The sequence below is a fragment of the Brenneria roseae subsp. americana genome (assembly GCF_003115815.1).
Lineage (GTDB): Bacteria > Pseudomonadota > Gammaproteobacteria > Enterobacterales > Enterobacteriaceae > Brenneria > Brenneria roseae.
Window position 1 is genome coordinate 42,878 of record NZ_QDKJ01000017.1, and the last position, 15,484, is coordinate 58,361.

Consider the following 15,484-nt stretch of genomic DNA (forward strand, 5'->3'; position numbering starts at 1 on the left):
ACTCACAACCTAACCTATTAGGTGTATCTCTCATTGAAAAATACACCTAATAGGTTAAAATCTGACGATAACATTAAGTATGGATGCGGAATATGGAAAAACGGACTCCCCATACCCGACTACATATTGTCAAGACACTGGTAGCTCAGGCAAATGTTAGAGCAACTAATTCAGCGTTGAACGATGCGGATCTGTTGGGAATGGATTTTGACGGCATGTGCAATGTGATATCCGCGTTGACTACTCAGGATTTTTACAAAAGCATGACGACATACCATGATCACACGGTTTGGCAGGACGTGTATCGTCCACTGGTAGATGGTGTCAGGATCTATGTAAAAATCACGGTTATCAATGGGGTACTAATCGTCTCATTTAAGGAGAAATAATATGAAATGCCCTAACTGTGGCGGTGCCGAATTAGTACAGGATGCAAAAGATGTCCCGTACTCATTTCGTGGAAAAAAAACAGTTTTACCCGCTGTTGATGGTCTGCATTGCACGGCGTGTCATGAAGTCGTCATGAACAAAACAGAGTCGACGGCCTATTTGGCAAAAATCGCTGATTTCAAAAATTCGGTTATCGCCGAAACGGTTGAGCCAGCATATATTGTGAAGGTTCGTAAAAAGCTGGATTTGACACAGCGTGAGGCCAGTGAAATATTCGGCGGTGGTGTGAATGCGTTTTCACGCTATGAAAAAGGAAAAGCGCAACCCCATCCTTCAACAATCAAATTACTAAAAGTCCTCGATCGCCATCCTGAACTACTCGGTGAGATCCGTAGTTAACATCTGTCCGGCGCCGGGTGTACAGCCCGGCATAAACATCTCTCCTTGCGATCATCCTGACGTTATTTCGCGCCAACCACTCCCATTGATCCGTGGGTTGATTCGTTGCCTGGCGCGATACCGCTCATTTCGCAGGCCAGTGCGCCCGCCCGTTTTAGCGCATAGGTGTAACGCTCATCAAAAGGGTAACAACAGGAAAGTCGGATGGCATGTTTACAGCGGTCGCTCAGCGTGTAGAGCGCACCGGGCGTCACACAGATCTTCTCCTGCAACAGATGGTGAAACAGCGCGACACCGTCTACGTTGCCCGGCATCTCCAGCCAGAAGACAAAGCCGCCCTGCGGCTGCGTGGCGCGGGTGCCCTGAGGAAAATGGCGGGCGATCAGCCCGCGGGCTTCATCCAACTGAGTCGCATAGCGACGGCGCAACGTTCGCAGGTGGTGATCGTATCCGCCTGATTCCAGAAATTGCGCCAGCGTCTCTGATAGCAGAGCCGACTCCGCCATTGACGACACGGCTTTGAGTCGCGCCACTGCCGCACTGAATCGTCCGGCGGCCACCCAGCCAATTCGAAAATCGGGAGCCAGGGTTTTCGTAAAGCTGGAGCAGTAGATCACCCATCCGTGGCGATCGAACGCTTTGACCGCTGGAGAAAGCGGCCAGTTAAACTGGAGCTCGCCATACAAACCATCCTCTATCAGCGGGACCTGATAATCGTTCACCAGTTTCGCCAGACGCTTTTTATCTTCCAGCGTCATACTGCAACCCAGTGGATTCTGTACATTAGGCATGGCAACGATCGCCTGAAGCCGTTGCTCTGAGAGCAGCATCTCCAGGGCATCCAGTGACAGGCCGCGTTGCGGATCGGTCGGGATCTCCACCGTTTTCAGCCCCAGACTGGCGAGCAGCGGAAACAGATAAAAATAGGTTGGCGTCTCCAGACCGACACAATCGCCCGGCTGGGTCACGGCTCGCAACGCCAGTTGCAACGCTTCCATGCAGCCGTGGGTCACCGTAATATCATCACTATTCAGCGCCATGCCTGAATCCATCGATCGCCGGGCCACCTCTCGCCGCAGGCGCTCACTGCCCGGCGGCAAAGCATAGCGGCCAATCATGCCGGGATGGCGGCGCAGTAGCGAAGCGGTAATGCGGCTGAGCTTCGCGGTAGGATAAAAATCGCTATTCTGCGGGCAGGCAAGCGAGATATTGAGATAATCGGGATGATTTTGCGCAGCAAAGACCGTATCAATCAGGTCCAGTTTTTCACTGCCGGGCGTGATGACCTGCGCACGATGCTGTCGGGTTTTCGTCAACGATGGCAGACGTCCGCGCACAAAATAGCCTGACTGCGGGCGGGCTTCGATCAGACCGCGATCCTCAAGAATGCGCCAGGCATTGAGCACCGTATTCACACTCACCTGATGCGACCCCGCTACGCGGCGGATTGCGGGTAAACGGCTTCCCGGTAACCAGGTTCCCTGATGGATCGCCGTAGCAAACGTTTCAGCCAGCTGTTGATAAAGCGTACTTTCCTGCGGGTCGATAATGGACACAATCACCTCGCCAATCGATAGGTACAATTAATGATTAATGCTATCTGTACTCATTACAATAGTATTTTTGTGTATCTGTTACCATAGCCTTCATCCCACTTATCATGAGTGCTCTCATTCAGTTTAAAAGGAAAGCACCATGCTCGATCCCTCTTTCTTCAGCTATGTCACCGTCATGTCGATTACCCCCGGTCCCAACAACCTGCTGCTGGCGACCTCCGGCGTCAATTTTGGCATACGGCGCACGGTGCCAATGCTATTGGGTATTCTGGTTGGCTGCGGGGTGCAAACGGCGCTGATGGGAGTGGCGCTGGAACTGTTGCTTAGCTGGATGAGCGCGGTAAGACTGCCGCTCACCGTATTGGGGTGTACCTATCTGCTGTGGCTTTCCTGGAAAATTGTGCGATCGTCCGCACCGGAGTTACGCGATAAAAGCCAGCCGATGACTCTGCTCCAAGGCGCGCTGTTCCAGGCGGTCAACCCCAAAGCCTGGATTATGTCCAGTAACGTGGCGCTGCTCTATACGGCCAGCAGCGGCATTTTTACGATCATGTTCGCTTTTATGGCGCTAAACCTGCCTTGCATTCTGGTATGGGCGGCACTTGGCGATCGAATCGGCAGGCACCTTCAGGCCCCCTGGAAACTGCGGTTGTTCAACGGCGTTATGGCGCTGTCGTTGGTGATCACCACCCTCTGGATGTTGATGGAGGCGATCAATGTCACCGAGTAACCTACGTCACCTGCCTGCGTAGCAGATAAATAAAGTATGGCGCACCAATAAAGGTCGCCAGCAGCCCTGCCGGTATCTGATACGGGAACAGTACCATTCTGCCGCACCAGTCGGCCATGACCATCAGCCCGCCCCCAATCAGTGCGGCGCAACCAAGCTGTGGAATAACGCGACTGAATCCCAACATTCGCGCCAGGTGCGGCGCCATCAGGCCAACAAAGCTCAGTGGCCCCACCAACATCGTCGACATCGCGGTGAGTACTGCGGCCAGTAATAGCACCAGCAGGCGCACCGGCGTGACGGCGACCCCCAGTGCACGCGCCGTCGTCGTGCCCAATGGCAGAATACGCAGCCAGCGCTGACACAGCGGCACCACCAGCAACAGCACGACGGCGATCGCGGCAGTCCTCACCGCGTCAGTGGCTTCCACGGCGTAGGTCGAACCCGACAACCAGGTCAACACATTTCCCATACGCGGATCGCCGCTAGCCAGCAGCAGCGTAATCACCGTGGTGAAGGCCATACTTAGGGCAATCCCGGCCAACAGCATACGCTGCGTGGAAAACCCGCCTCGTCCCGCGACGATCACCATGATCAGCAATGTTAACGCCGCTCCCGCGCTACCCGCAGGGAGCAGCCAGACAAATGCATTACCGGGGACAAAAAACAACAAGACAACAACGCCAAATGACGCCCCCGAACTGATCCCCAGCACTTCCGGGCTTCCCATCGGATTGCCTGTCAGCTTCTGTATCAGCGTTCCCGCTACCGCCAGCATCATTCCCGCCGCCAGCGCCGCCAAAACACGCGGCCATCGCCACGGCAAGAGTTCCGTCAACAGCTCACCGTTGCTCCAGTGCCATCCCTGCGCATTTTTCCCCAGCAGCAGCGCCACCAGCGTCACCGCAATCAGCAAGGCGCTTCCCAGCAAAAGCCACCATCCCCATCGGCGACGCTCATTAGCGGATGCGCCAGCCCTATCCATCATCGCGGGCGACCCATTGTTGCGCAGGCGAGGCAGCAGCCACAGCAATAACGGAGCCCCCAGCAACGCCGTGGCGGCCCCCGTTGGCACTTCACGCCATACGTCAGTCAGCCAAATCACCGCCTGATCGGCGACGCTCAACAGCAATGCGCCCAATAGCGGCGCCAGCCAAAGGCGATGCCACAGACGTCTGGCGCCCAGCATTTTGGCCAGCAGTGGCGCGAACAGCCCGATAAAGCCGATAATCCCCACCGCGTTCACTAATTGCGCACTCAGGAAAATTGCCACGCCCAGCGCACTCAATCGCGCCAGCGACAGACCGAGGCCCAAATTACGCGCCACGCCATCATCCAGCCCTAGCAGAGTCAGTGGCCGCAGCAACAGTAACATCAGACAGAAACAGACCAGCAGGCGCGGAAGAACAAACTGAACGTTGCTCCAATCCTGCTGATTCAGCGCACCGCTGCTCCACAAAAACAAATTTTGCAGTTGCTCATGGTGAAACAGTGCGAATAGCTGGTTCACCGCGCCACAGTAAAAACTCAACACCAGTCCAGCCAGTATCAAAGTGATCGGCGAGAGTCGTTTTCCCCAGGCGACCCCAAAAACCAGAGCGCCCACCGCCAACGCGCCTGCCATTGCGGCAATCTGTTGAACCGCTATGCCGCCCGGCACCGCCCATAGCGTCACCACCGTGATGCCAAGCTGCGCGCCTGCCGCAATCCCCAGCGTCGACGGTTCAGCCAGCGGATTACGCAGCACCTGCTGGAACAAGACGCCACACAATCCCAGACCGGCGCCCACCAGCAGGGCAATCGCCATGCGCGGCAGCAACGTATAGTGAAACAGTAATTGACGGATATCGTCGGTATCAGGCCGCCAGAATCCTTGCGGCCACAGCGTCATAGGCAACTGACGCTGCAAATTGTAAGCGCCCAGACCCAGCGCTATCGCCAGCAACACGCCGATCAGCAGGACGGGCAACGCCTGTTTTTTATGACGGGCGTCCTGCCCGTCCCCCTTCAGGCCGTCGCCAGCGACGTTGAAAATCTCTCCCGGAGATTTTTTAACGGATGTCACGCCGATCCTCCAGTGCCTGCGCCAGAATCTGAGCAAAACGCATTGCCGATAGCGTACCGCCATACAACCAAACCGCAGGCACCTGTTGCCAGCGCCGTTCCCGGATAAAGGGCATGGCCTGCCAGAGCGGGCTACGGGCGACCTGCTCGATCAGAGCGCTATCGCCGTGCTCAAAACAGAGCACATGCGCATTGTTGATTTCAGCCAGCCGTTCAATACCGACCACGGCACTGCCCCAGAAATTGGTTTCGCCCTTCCAGGCGTTTTCAATGCCAACGTGATCCATGACTTCCTGAAACAGGCTGTTTTTACCGATGACCAGTGCGTGACGCGCATCCAGCAGCGATATCAGCAATAGCGGGCGTTGAGTATAGGGGTGTAGTCTGGTCGTCGACTGCTGTATGAATCGTGAGAGCAGCGCTAAATGTCGTTCCGCCGCATCAGGCATCCCCAGCGCATTCGCCAGCTTGATCAGCGATGCCCTGGCCACGCTCAACGGTTTGCCCTGATTGTCGCTAAAACCGAACCCCATAATGGGCGCGATACGGGTCATCTTTTCCACCGAGGGACCATAGCCTTCAGAATACAGAATAAGTGACGGTTTCAACTGGGTCAGTTGTTCCAGATTCGGTTCGGTACGCAATCCTACATCAATCACACGTTCGGGAAGTGCCGGTTCATTCACCCACAGGCGATAATTCGGTTTATCCGCAATAGCCAGTGGCATCACCCCCAGCGCCATCAGCAGCTCCACCGGTAACCATTCGAGTGCGGCAATCCGGTTAAGATCGGGATAAGCGGCCGCATGACCGACTGAAGAATACATCAGGGGGGACAGCAGCAGCGCAGTCAATAGACGACGACGCCCGTGATCCGGCAACGTCGCAGAAGGCAGTAAATCAGACATCGTCAGCAAACATAACTTACCGGCGCGCCGCCGCCGGGATGAGGCAATATTCCCATCGGGATGCCGTAGATATTTTCCAGCACGTCGCTTTGCATTAAAGCAGCCGGTTCACCCTGAGCGATCATTTCCCCGCCGCGCAATGCGACGAGATAATCACAGTAACGAGCCGCCATATTGATATCATGCAGGACAGCTATCACCGTCAATCCACGCTCCCGGCTCATCCGTTGAATCAGCGCCAGCACCTCGACCTGATGGGCAATATCCAGCGCTGAGGTGGGTTCATCCAGTAACAGACAACCACTGTCCTGCGCTACCGTCATCGCCAACCAGGCGCGCTGCCGTTCACCGCCGGATAAACTGTCGACCAGGCGATTGGCGAACGCTTTTAGCCCGACCAGCGTAATCGCTTCGTCAACTTTTTCCCGATCGGCGCTACCGAAACGTCCCAGTGCGCCATGCCATGGATAACGCCCTATCGCCACCAGCTCGCGTACCGTCATACCTTCCGCCGCCGGCAGTTGCTGGGGCAGATAGGCAACCTGACGGGCAAAGGATTTGCTGTCCCAGTTGGCGGCAGATTGCTCGCCCAGCAGCACATTGCCACTGCTGGCAGGCTGGTGGCGCCCCAGGATTTTCAACAGCGTGGATTTCCCTGAACCATTGTGTCCGATCAAGCCACAGACTTTACCGGCAGGAAAGGCCAGCGACAATGGATGCAGTAACGTACGACCGGTGACAGAAAAACTCACCTCATCCAGTCTGAACGTTGTATCAGGCAATCGATTTTGATTTTGCATAACGTTTTGGTTTTCAATGACAATCAGGGAAAAGATGCAACCGTTATCAGGTAAAAAGTAAACGATAATGATTATTATAACGGTTGCATAATAGGCTTAACGGAATCGTCCCCGCAAGAAATTTACCGCGTGGGAGGATTGAAACACGCGCAAAAAAACCCCCGGGAAATCCGGGGGAATAAACCGTTACTGACCAAACATTTGCCTGATCCAGTCAGCCACGCCCTCGCCATCCTGCTGCTCTTGCTGCGGAGCCTGCGGCTGGCTGGCCTGGCACAACGCCTGCGGATTATCCGTCCAGACCGGCAGCACACGTCCGGCGCCGCTGCCGTTACAGATGAAGTTGCCACTGGCGTCCACCGTCATGGTGGTGATCCCTTCCGGCGGCGTCAGCATCAGCGGCAAAGGCGTCTGATTTTCCAGATAGCGACGATAAATCGTCAGCGCACCGTTTGCCCCCGTCAGCTTCGCCGGACCATTGTTATCGCGCCCGACCCAGGTGATCGCCACTTCTTTACCATCGACTCCGGCAAACCAGCTATCACGCAGATCGTTGGTCGTGCCGGTTTTGGCCGCCAGATGATAATTCGGGAATTTAACCGCCAGTGAACGCGACGTGCCCCGCGCGACCACCTGTTGCATACCGTACAACGTCAGATAAGCCGCCTGGGCCGGAACCGCACGTTCCGCCTGTGGGAAACTTTGATACAGCACGTTGCCGTCTTCCGCGATCACCGAGCGTAGCGCGGACAGCGGTGCACGATTCCCCCCGCTGGCGATAGTCTGGTATTCCTGCGCGACTTCCATTGGCGTCAGACTGATGGCCCCCAGCAGCATTGCCGGCACCGGTTGAATAACGTTGTCGGGAATGCCTAAACGCTTCAACGTCGCGGTGACCTGATCCAGACCAACGGCCATACCCAGATTCACCGTCGGGACGTTCAAAGAATTCGCCAACGCGTCAACCAGCATCACCCGGCCGCGGAATTCACGATCGTAGTTTTTCGGCTGCCACAATTGCCCATTCGGCTGCTTGAGCGACAAAGGCTCATCCGCCAGCCAGGTATTCAGACGATAAACGTCGGGTTGGCTTAATGCCGTCAGATAGGTTGGCGGCTTCGCCAGAGAACCGACCGGCCGACGGGCCTGCAATGCACGATTAAATCCGGCATATTGCGTCTGCGAACCGCCGACCATCGCACGGATCTCACCGCTGAAGCGATCCACAATCACCACCGCCGATTCCAGATCGTTGACGTTACGCGCCGCTCTTAACGCCGGGATCCCCTCTTCCACCGCCCTTTCTGCCGCATCCTGAGAGACAGGATCCAGCGTGGTGAAGATTTTTACGCCCGACAGATCGTTAATCTTATCGCCCAGCCGCAGCTGCAATTCCTGACGCACCACTTGCATAAAGGCGGGCTGCGGGCTGATGACCCCGCCTTTAGGTTGCACACCCAGCGGGCGGGCGCTCAACATATTGTACAGATCGGCGTCAATCACCTGCTGATTCTGTAGCAAACGCAATACCAGATTGCGTCGCTCCAGCGTAATCTGCGGGTTACGCCACGGGTTATACAACGACGCGCCTTTTACCATGCCCACCAGCAGCGCCTGCTGATCGAGGCTCAGTTCGTTGACCGGACGGCCAAAGTAATAAAGGCTGGCCAGCGGGAAACCGCGGATCTGATCGTTACCACTCTGACCGAGATAGACCTCATTGAGATACAGTTCCAGAATGCGATCTTTGCTGTAGCGATAATCCATGATCAACGCCATATAGGCTTCGTTAACTTTGCGCCATAAAGAACGCTCATTGGTCAGAAACAGGTTTTTCACCAACTGCTGCGTCAGGGTGCTTCCCCCCTGTACGGCGCGTCCGGCGGTAATATTCGCCAAAAACGCTCGACCGATCGAATACAGGCTGATCCCGTCATGCTCGTAGAAGTGGCGATCTTCGGTAGCGATGAGCGTATCGACCAGCAGATCGGGGAATCCGGACCGCTGCACAAACAGACGTTGCTCACCGTTCGGCGACTGCATCATGGTGATCAACTTCGGATCGAGGCGGAAAAAGCCGAAATTGCGCTGGTTTTCCAGATTCTGGATCTGCGCCAGACGATCGTTATTAAACGTCAGGCGAGCGCGAATCTGTCCTTCTTTGCCATCCGGAAAATCGAACGGACGCCGCAGCATTTCGATGGTATTGCTCCGAACGCTGAATTCACCCGGTCGGGTGATACGACTGACCTGACGGTACTGCATGCCTTCCAGCAGGCTGATCATCTCTTTCTGGTTATAAGACATGCCCGGTTCAAGGTTAACCATGCGGCCATACACCGCCGCAGGCAATTGCCATACCTTGCCTTCAATACGGCTACGGATCTGGCTGTCGAGGTACACGCCATAAATCGCCAGCACGACCGCAAGCACCAGGGAGAGCTTGATAAAAAGCCCCAGCCAGCGTCGTTTCTTACGCGGTTTCTGCGTCATCTCTTCCTCATCGTCATAGCCATCGTCGTCGTCAAAGTCGTCCTGATAATCTTCATAATCATCATCATAGTCGTCGTCCCTGCGACGCCTTACGGCCTGCTTACGCGTAGGTTTCCGTCCTGACGCTTTTCCTTTGCGCCCGATAGGTTCGCGATCATCCCGAGACATTACTGTTACTTCTCCGTCAGGTTGTTAACGGCCACCTGCTTTGCGCTCAAGCCGTCTACTCTGTTTCCGCCGCACATTTCAAGGAAGCGGAAACGTCTGAAATTAGTGATGCTGGTACTTCTTCGTACGTCGGGTCGGCATCGCATTTGCCGGGTCGTCCGGCCAGACATGTTTGGGATAACGCCCTTTCATCTCTTTTTGCACTTCACGATAGGCACCCTGCCAGAACGCGGCCAAATCACGCGTAATCTGTAATGGACGTTGAGCCGGCGATAAAAGTTCCAAAACCAGCGCAACACGCCCTTCCGCCAGCAGCGGACTTTGCCGTTCGCCAAACATTTCCTGTAGCCGTACCGACAGCACCGGCGGTTTATCGTCATAATAGGCGATAGGCAACCGGCTGCCGCCTGGCACAGTGTAATGGGTCGGCAACGCACTATCCAGCCGTTGTCGCAGGGGCCAGTCCAGCAAACGCATCAGTGCTTCACTGAGATTCACCTGTCGTAACGCGCGCAAATCACGCACGCCGGCCAAAGAAGGCAGCAGCCATGATTCCAGCATAGCCAGCAACGTTTCATCATCCATCTGCGGCCACTCGATCTCTGGCAGCCATTGCCGGGCGCACTGCACGCGGGCGCGAAGCTGTACCGCCGCGGGTTCCCAATTCAATAGAGATAACCCCTGTTCCCGCAGCCACCACAGCATGGCCTGCTGTAGCTCTTCATCAGAAGGTTTCGTCAACGGGCGCGTTTGTAATATCAGGTTACCAATCTGCCTGCATCTGCTGGCGCGCAGCGTACCTTTTTCCTCATCCCACTGCACGACGTTATGCTCACTCACCAACATGGGTAACTGCTGTACCAGTTGATCTATTTCCAGTGGCAAAGCCAGCAGGATGCGCGCATCCGCCGACTGGTTGTTCTGGAGCAGCGCCGGCGCCAACAGCCACTCGGTGCCGGACAGCGCATCATCTGCCGACATCATGGCCCCGATGCCGCCAGCCAACTGATAGCGGCCATCCTGACTGCGCCGCCGGGCGATTCGATCGGGAAAGGCCTGCGCCAGTAGCCAGGCGGCCCACGCCGTATCAATACGGCCGGATACAGACGCCAGACGGCGCGTCAGCTGCTGTCCACGACGCTGCCAATGCGGCAGCGGCCGATGCAGCCAATCCATCAGGTTAATCGACCCGCTACGGGGCGGTTCTTCCAGAATCGCCACCAGACACCCTGCCGTCACCAGCGCATCGTCGCCTTGTCGGACGGCGGTAAACAACATGGTTGCCAGCCGCGCATCACATCCCAGCGCGGCGATCTGTCGCCCCTCGGAAGTCAGCCGGTCCTGCCGATCGGTAATCTTCAACTGTCTCAACAAATTGCGAGCAGACTGCAAAGCGGATAATGGGGGCGTATCCAGCCACGTAAGCTGCTCCACGTCCGTACAACCCCATTGCAACAGGTCCAGCCAGAAACTGCTCAGATCGCTGCTGAGTATTTCGGCATCGCTTTGCGCCGCAGCTCGTTCAGCCTGCTCACGCGAACAGAGATGCCAGCACACCCCAGGGCTTAAGCGCCCGGCGCGTCCGGCACGCTGCACCATGGAAGCCTGACTGATACGCTGCGTCACCAGCCGGGTTAATCCGCTTTTCACGTCGAAACGCGCTACCCGCTCCAGACAACAATCCACAACCAGACGAATACCTTCAATGGTCAGGCTGGTTTCCGCAATATTGGTCGCCAACACCACTTTACGGCGACCGGGGTCAGACGGCAGGATGGCTTTTTGCTGCTCTGCCAACGTCAACGCCCCGTACAACGGACAGAGATCCACGTCATCCGTTATATTGCTTTCCAACAATGTCTGAACACGTTTAATTTCGGCGACGCCGGGCAAAAACAGCAACAGCGATCCCGTCTGTTCCGTCATCAGTCGCCTGACCTGACGGGCAACGCCCTCTTCCAGCCGTTCCTGACTGTTCAAGGGAATATAATGACGTTCGACCGGATAGCTCCGACCTTCGGATACCACGCAGGTCGAGGCCGGCAGCAGGGCTGAAAGCCGCGTATTATCCAACGTGGCGGACATAATCAGCAGTTTCAAATCCTCACGCAGCCCTTGTTGCACATCTAACAATAACGCCAGCGCCAGATCGGCCTGCAGGCTGCGCTCATGAAACTCATCCAAAATTACCAGCGCAATATCTTTCAACTCAGCATCCTGCTGCAATAAACGCGTCAACATCCCTTCCGTGACCACTTCCAGACGCGTCGAAGCACTGACCCGACTTTCCGCCCGCATGCGGTAACCTACCGTCTGGCCCGGCTCTTCACCTAATTGCCGGGCCAGCCGCCAGGCGACGCTTTTTGCCGCCAGCCGACGGGGTTCGAGCATGATGATCCGTCCGTTCAGATTGCCCTGTTGAAGCAATTGCAGCGGCAGCCAGGTCGATTTCCCGGCGCCGGTGGGAGCCGAGAGCAACACCTGAGGTGAAGTATGCAGCGCCGAGATCACATCATCGGATACGGCGCTGACGGGCGGTAAAATCACAGAAATCTCCGTAAAGGTTAACTTTCAGCGGCGAGCATTGTAGCATCGAATGAAAGTAGCATCGGATGGAATCAGAACAGAGAGACAGACATGCACGTCACCCGCCGACTGTTTTTTGCCTTATCGCTGCCAGAAAAAATCCAGCAGGACATTATCCGCTGGCGCGCTGAACATTTCCTGGCTGAAGCCGGCCGTCCGGTCGCCGCCGCTAACCTCCACCTGACGTTGGCCTTCCTGGGGGAAGTAAGCGAACAAAAAGAACAGGTGTTGCGCACACTGGCGGGGCGCATCAGCCAGCCGGCATTTACGGTAAACCTGAACGACGCCGGACAGTGGCCTCGTCCCGGCGTGGTCTGGATAGGATGCCGGCAGGCACCGCGAGGATTGTTGCAGCTGGCCGAGTTGTTACGGTCGCAGGCTGCCCGTAATGGCTGTTATCAGACATCCCAGCCCTTCCATCCTCATATCACCCTGTTACGCGGAGCGACCAGACCGGTCGCCTTACCGCCTGCAGATTTCAACTGGTCGATAAACATGGACCATTTCTCGCTTTACCAGTCTCTGTTTGAAAATGGCAGAACCCGCTATCAAACATTGGCAAGCTGGCCACTGGTCAAGCCTCTCTCACGATAGGCTACACATGCAATTTACTCCTCGCCTGCAGCCGGCCAGGCTGATTAAACGCTACAAACGCTTTCTTGCCGACGTCATCACCCCGCAGGGTGAAATGCTTACGCTGCACTGCGCCAATACGGGAGCGATGACGGGTTGTGCTACGCCGGGAGACACCGTCTGGTATTCCACATCCGATAATCCGAAACGGAAATATCCCCACAGTTGGGAACTGACGGAAACACAACAAAATGAATGGATTTGTGTCAACACGCTGCGCGCCAACACGTTATTGCACGAGGCCTTGTCAACAAACCGGATAGCGGAGCTGGCCGGCTACACGAAGGTCAAGACCGAAGTGAAATATGGTACGGAAAACAGCCGTATCGATCTGCTCTTACAGGCGGCAGACAAGATTAACTGCTATATTGAGGTAAAGTCTGTCACATTATTGCAACATGGATGTGGTTATTTTCCCGATGCGGTTACCCTCCGGGGTCAGAAGCATCTGCGTGAACTGCAACAGGTCGTAACCAATGGTGAGCGGGCCGTTCTGTTCTTCGCCGTACTGCACTCAGGGATAGCGCAGGTTTCTCCCGCTCGGCATATTGATCCACGCTATGCCGAATTATTAACGGAGGCACAGCAGAAAGGGGTTGAAATTTTATGTTATGCCTCCACATTATCCCCTGATGGCATCAGGCTTACGCATAAGTTGCCTTTATATACCCATGGCACCCACGCCGTCCTCACGGGTGAGTGACAAATCGGCCAGGAGCAGATTTGAACGCGGCTTGCAGCGGTCCCGGATGGACCGGGTAAAATCGCCAACACACCTGCAACTTGCAAGATGAAGGGTATAGGAGATAAATAAAGTGAGCATCGCTATAACACGCTAACACGTTGTTTATCATCTGATGATAATCAGTTGTTCCTCACACTTTATCAGGCCGGTGTCAGGAACCATTGCCAACCTAATCTCCATCTGCTATTTATAGCGGCCTGTTTTTCCCCTTAGGGGATCGATATACCCAAAGTGATTGAAGTTACGGTCGGGCAGCAAGCGGAGGGACGCCGGATAGCTTATCAAGATAAGACATTTGGATAAGTGAAAGAAGCCGACCTTTATTGTGACCGACAACGCGGTAACTTCGAATAAGCAGGGTATAGTGCGTGTCGTGTTATGTAGGAGAAGCAACATGCAAGAAGGGCAAAACCGTAAGACATCTTCTCTGAGCATTCTCGCAATTGCCGGAGTAGAGCCGTACCAGGAGAAGCCGGGCGAAGAGTATATGAACGACGCTCAGCTGGCTCATTTCAAGCGTATTCTTGAAGCATGGCGCAACCAACTCAGGGACGAAGTGGATCGTACTGTATCGCATATGCGTGATGAAGCAGCCAATTTTCCCGATCCCGTGGATCGTGCCGCTCAGGAAGAAGAATTCAGCCTTGAACTGCGCAACCGCGACCGTGAACGTAAGCTGATCAAGAAGATCGCAAAAACATTGCAAAAAATCGAAGATGAAGACTTTGGTTTCTGTGAATCCTGTGGCGTAGAGATCGGCATCCGCCGTCTGGAAGCGCGCCCAACCGCTGATTTGTGTATTGACTGCAAGACACTGGCAGAAATACGCGAAAAGCAAATGGCGGGTTAACTATCCATTCAAAAGCCTGCCCTGCGAGCGTAGATATGTACGCAGGGACAGGCTTTATGGAATAGGCTTGCCAACCCCATGAATTGTCGCGATCATATAAGTTTTGATCGTTGTGGTTTCTTTACTCTGCGCTTTTCAATACCACTCAACGTGTTAGCATTCGTATACCCAACCCGGTGTACACATTTATGGCTGGTATGTCTGAAACAAACCATTATGTTGGGCGTTTTGCCCCCTCTCCTTCCGGCGATCTGCATTTTGGCTCACTGATAGCTGCGCTGGGCAGTTACCTTCAGGCTCGCGCCCGATGCGGACGTTGGCTGGTGCGTATTGAAGATATCGATCCTCCCCGTGAAATTCCCGGCGCCTCATCCCGCATTCTCTCTCAACTGGAACATTACGGCCTGCATTGGGATGGCGATGTCGTCTATCAATCACAGCGGCATGCTCTCTACCTCGAAGCACTGCATCAACTTCAACAACGCGGATTAAGCTACTACTGCACCTGTACTCGCAGCCGTATCCGGCAACTGGGTGGTCAATATGACGGCCATTGCCGCGATCTGGGTCTCCCAGCGCATCAGGCCGCGGTACGCTTACGGCAGACAACGCCCGTTTTCCACTTTCATGACCGCCTGCGCGGCGATATCCATGCCGATCGCGCACTGGCTGAAGAAGATTTCATCATTCATCGTCGGGACGGGCTGTTTGCCTACAATCTGGCCGTCGTCGTCGACGATCATGAACAGGGGATCACGGAGATCGTGCGCGGCGCCGATCTGATTGAACCGACCGTACGACAAATCGCGCTCTATCGTCAGTTAGGGTATCAGGAGCCGGATTACGTTCATCTGCCACTGGTGCTGAATGCCGCGGGACAGAAACTCTCCAAACAAAATCATGCCCCGGCGCTGCCAGATAGCGATCCGCGACCGATTCTGGCCGCCGCGTTGCAATTTCTGCATCAGCCGTTACCGGAAAGCTGGCAGGATTTGACGCTCCCGGCGCTGCTTGAGTGGTCTGCCGCACAGTGGTCGCTTGATAAAATCCCCGTGAAAGCAGCAATAAATCTGTCAGAGATCACATGATCATTCTCAAAGAGAGTCTGGTGAGCTATGATTAGCCGCTATTTTTCGTGGCGTACCTTTATTTATCCATCACT

Annotated in this window: 13 protein-coding genes; 7 read left to right on the forward strand and 6 right to left on the reverse strand. The window is 55.3% G+C overall.

Annotated features, from left to right (window positions below):
* Nucleotides 1–92: 92 nt before the first annotated feature.
* Entirely contained in the window at nucleotides 93–389 is a 297-nt protein-coding gene (locus B4923_RS18450) for a type II toxin-antitoxin system MqsR family toxin (protein WP_109055824.1), read from the forward strand.
* 1 nt (nucleotide 390) lies between these two features.
* Complete coding sequence (locus B4923_RS18455; protein ID WP_109055825.1) at nucleotides 391–789, forward strand: type II TA system antitoxin MqsA family protein; 399 nt, start codon at nucleotides 391–393, stop codon at nucleotides 787–789.
* A 62-nt stretch (nucleotides 790–851) separates the two neighbouring features.
* Here B4923_RS18455 and B4923_RS18460 read toward each other — a convergent pair whose 3' ends face one another.
* The gene (locus tag B4923_RS18460) at nucleotides 852–2,345 is read right to left on the reverse strand and encodes an aminotransferase-like domain-containing protein (protein WP_109055826.1); all 1,494 of its coding nucleotides are present in this window, start codon (nucleotides 2,343–2,345) and stop codon (nucleotides 852–854) included.
* A gap of 139 nt (nucleotides 2,346–2,484) precedes the next feature.
* Here B4923_RS18460 and B4923_RS18465 point away from each other — a divergent pair, with 139 nt between their 5' ends.
* Nucleotides 2,485–3,075, forward strand: a complete 591-nt coding sequence (locus tag B4923_RS18465; protein WP_109055827.1) for a LysE family translocator — start codon at nucleotides 2,485–2,487, stop codon at nucleotides 3,073–3,075.
* Nucleotide 3,076: 1 nt separating this feature from the next.
* Here B4923_RS18465 and fhuB read toward each other — a convergent pair whose 3' ends face one another.
* The 5 genes from fhuB to hrpB form a co-directional block, all read right to left on the reverse strand.
* Nucleotides 3,077–5,086 carry a Fe(3+)-hydroxamate ABC transporter permease FhuB gene (fhuB, locus tag B4923_RS18470; RefSeq protein WP_245929665.1) on the reverse strand — a complete coding sequence of 670 codons (2,010 nt, stop codon included), beginning with the start codon at nucleotides 5,084–5,086 and terminating at the stop codon, nucleotides 3,077–3,079.
* Between the two features lie 40 nt (nucleotides 5,087–5,126).
* On the reverse strand, nucleotides 5,127–6,047 hold the full coding sequence (fhuD, locus tag B4923_RS18475; RefSeq protein WP_109055829.1) for a Fe(3+)-hydroxamate ABC transporter substrate-binding protein FhuD: 921 nt from the start codon (nucleotides 6,045–6,047) through the stop codon (nucleotides 5,127–5,129).
* A 2-nt stretch (nucleotides 6,048–6,049) separates the two neighbouring features.
* Complete coding sequence (fhuC, locus tag B4923_RS18480; protein ID WP_109055830.1) at nucleotides 6,050–6,847, reverse strand: Fe3+-hydroxamate ABC transporter ATP-binding protein FhuC; 798 nt, start codon at nucleotides 6,845–6,847, stop codon at nucleotides 6,050–6,052.
* 186 nt (nucleotides 6,848–7,033) lie between these two features.
* Nucleotides 7,034–9,508 (reverse strand): bifunctional glycosyl transferase/transpeptidase, encoded by a 2,475-nt coding sequence (gene mrcB, locus B4923_RS18485; RefSeq protein WP_109055831.1) that lies wholly within the window; start codon nucleotides 9,506–9,508, stop codon nucleotides 7,034–7,036.
* Nucleotides 9,509–9,610: 102 nt separating this feature from the next.
* Nucleotides 9,611–12,055: an ATP-dependent helicase HrpB gene (gene hrpB / locus B4923_RS18490; protein ID WP_109055832.1), complete on the reverse strand. Its 2,445-nt coding sequence runs from the start codon at nucleotides 12,053–12,055 to the stop codon at nucleotides 9,611–9,613.
* Nucleotides 12,056–12,145: 90 nt separating this feature from the next.
* Here hrpB and thpR point away from each other — a divergent pair, with 90 nt between their 5' ends.
* The 4 genes from thpR (at nucleotide 12,146) to gluQRS (ending at nucleotide 15,410) form a co-directional block, all read left to right on the forward strand.
* Complete coding sequence (gene thpR, locus B4923_RS18495; protein ID WP_109055833.1) at nucleotides 12,146–12,688, forward strand: RNA 2',3'-cyclic phosphodiesterase; 543 nt, start codon at nucleotides 12,146–12,148, stop codon at nucleotides 12,686–12,688.
* Nucleotides 12,689–12,695: 7 nt separating this feature from the next.
* Nucleotides 12,696–13,430: a DNA/RNA nuclease SfsA gene (gene sfsA / locus B4923_RS18500; protein ID WP_109055834.1), complete on the forward strand. Its 735-nt coding sequence runs from the start codon at nucleotides 12,696–12,698 to the stop codon at nucleotides 13,428–13,430.
* A 436-nt stretch (nucleotides 13,431–13,866) separates the two neighbouring features.
* Nucleotides 13,867–14,322 (forward strand): RNA polymerase-binding protein DksA, encoded by a 456-nt coding sequence (gene dksA / locus B4923_RS18505; RefSeq protein ID WP_109055835.1) that lies wholly within the window; start codon nucleotides 13,867–13,869, stop codon nucleotides 14,320–14,322.
* 197 nt (nucleotides 14,323–14,519) lie between these two features.
* Nucleotides 14,520–15,410 carry a tRNA glutamyl-Q(34) synthetase GluQRS gene (gene gluQRS / locus B4923_RS18510; protein ID WP_109055864.1) on the forward strand — a complete coding sequence of 297 codons (891 nt, stop codon included), beginning with the start codon at nucleotides 14,520–14,522 and terminating at the stop codon, nucleotides 15,408–15,410.
* The last annotated feature ends 74 nt before the right edge of the window (nucleotides 15,411–15,484 follow it).

Excerpts from the sequence above, each read along its gene's own strand:
- B4923_RS18450 (WP_109055824.1), top strand. The coding sequence starts at position 93 with ATGGAAAAACGGACTCCCCATACCCGACTACATATTGTCAAGACACTG.
- B4923_RS18455 (WP_109055825.1), top strand. The coding sequence starts at position 391 with ATGAAATGCCCTAACTGTGGCGGTGCCGAATTAGTACAGGATGCAAAA.
- B4923_RS18465 (WP_109055827.1), top strand. The coding sequence starts at position 2,485 with ATGCTCGATCCCTCTTTCTTCAGCTATGTCACCGTCATGTCGATTACC.
- fhuD (WP_109055829.1), bottom strand. The coding sequence starts at position 6,047 with ATGTCTGATTTACTGCCTTCTGCGACGTTGCCGGATCACGGGCGTCGT.
- fhuC (WP_109055830.1), bottom strand. The coding sequence starts at position 6,847 with ATGCAAAATCAAAATCGATTGCCTGATACAACGTTCAGACTGGATGAG.
- mrcB (WP_109055831.1), bottom strand. The coding sequence starts at position 9,508 with ATGTCTCGGGATGATCGCGAACCTATCGGGCGCAAAGGAAAAGCGTCA.
- thpR (WP_109055833.1), top strand. The coding sequence starts at position 12,146 with ATGCACGTCACCCGCCGACTGTTTTTTGCCTTATCGCTGCCAGAAAAA.
- sfsA (WP_109055834.1), top strand. The coding sequence starts at position 12,696 with ATGCAATTTACTCCTCGCCTGCAGCCGGCCAGGCTGATTAAACGCTAC.
- dksA (WP_109055835.1), top strand. The coding sequence starts at position 13,867 with ATGCAAGAAGGGCAAAACCGTAAGACATCTTCTCTGAGCATTCTCGCA.
- gluQRS (WP_109055864.1), top strand. The coding sequence starts at position 14,520 with ATGTCTGAAACAAACCATTATGTTGGGCGTTTTGCCCCCTCTCCTTCC.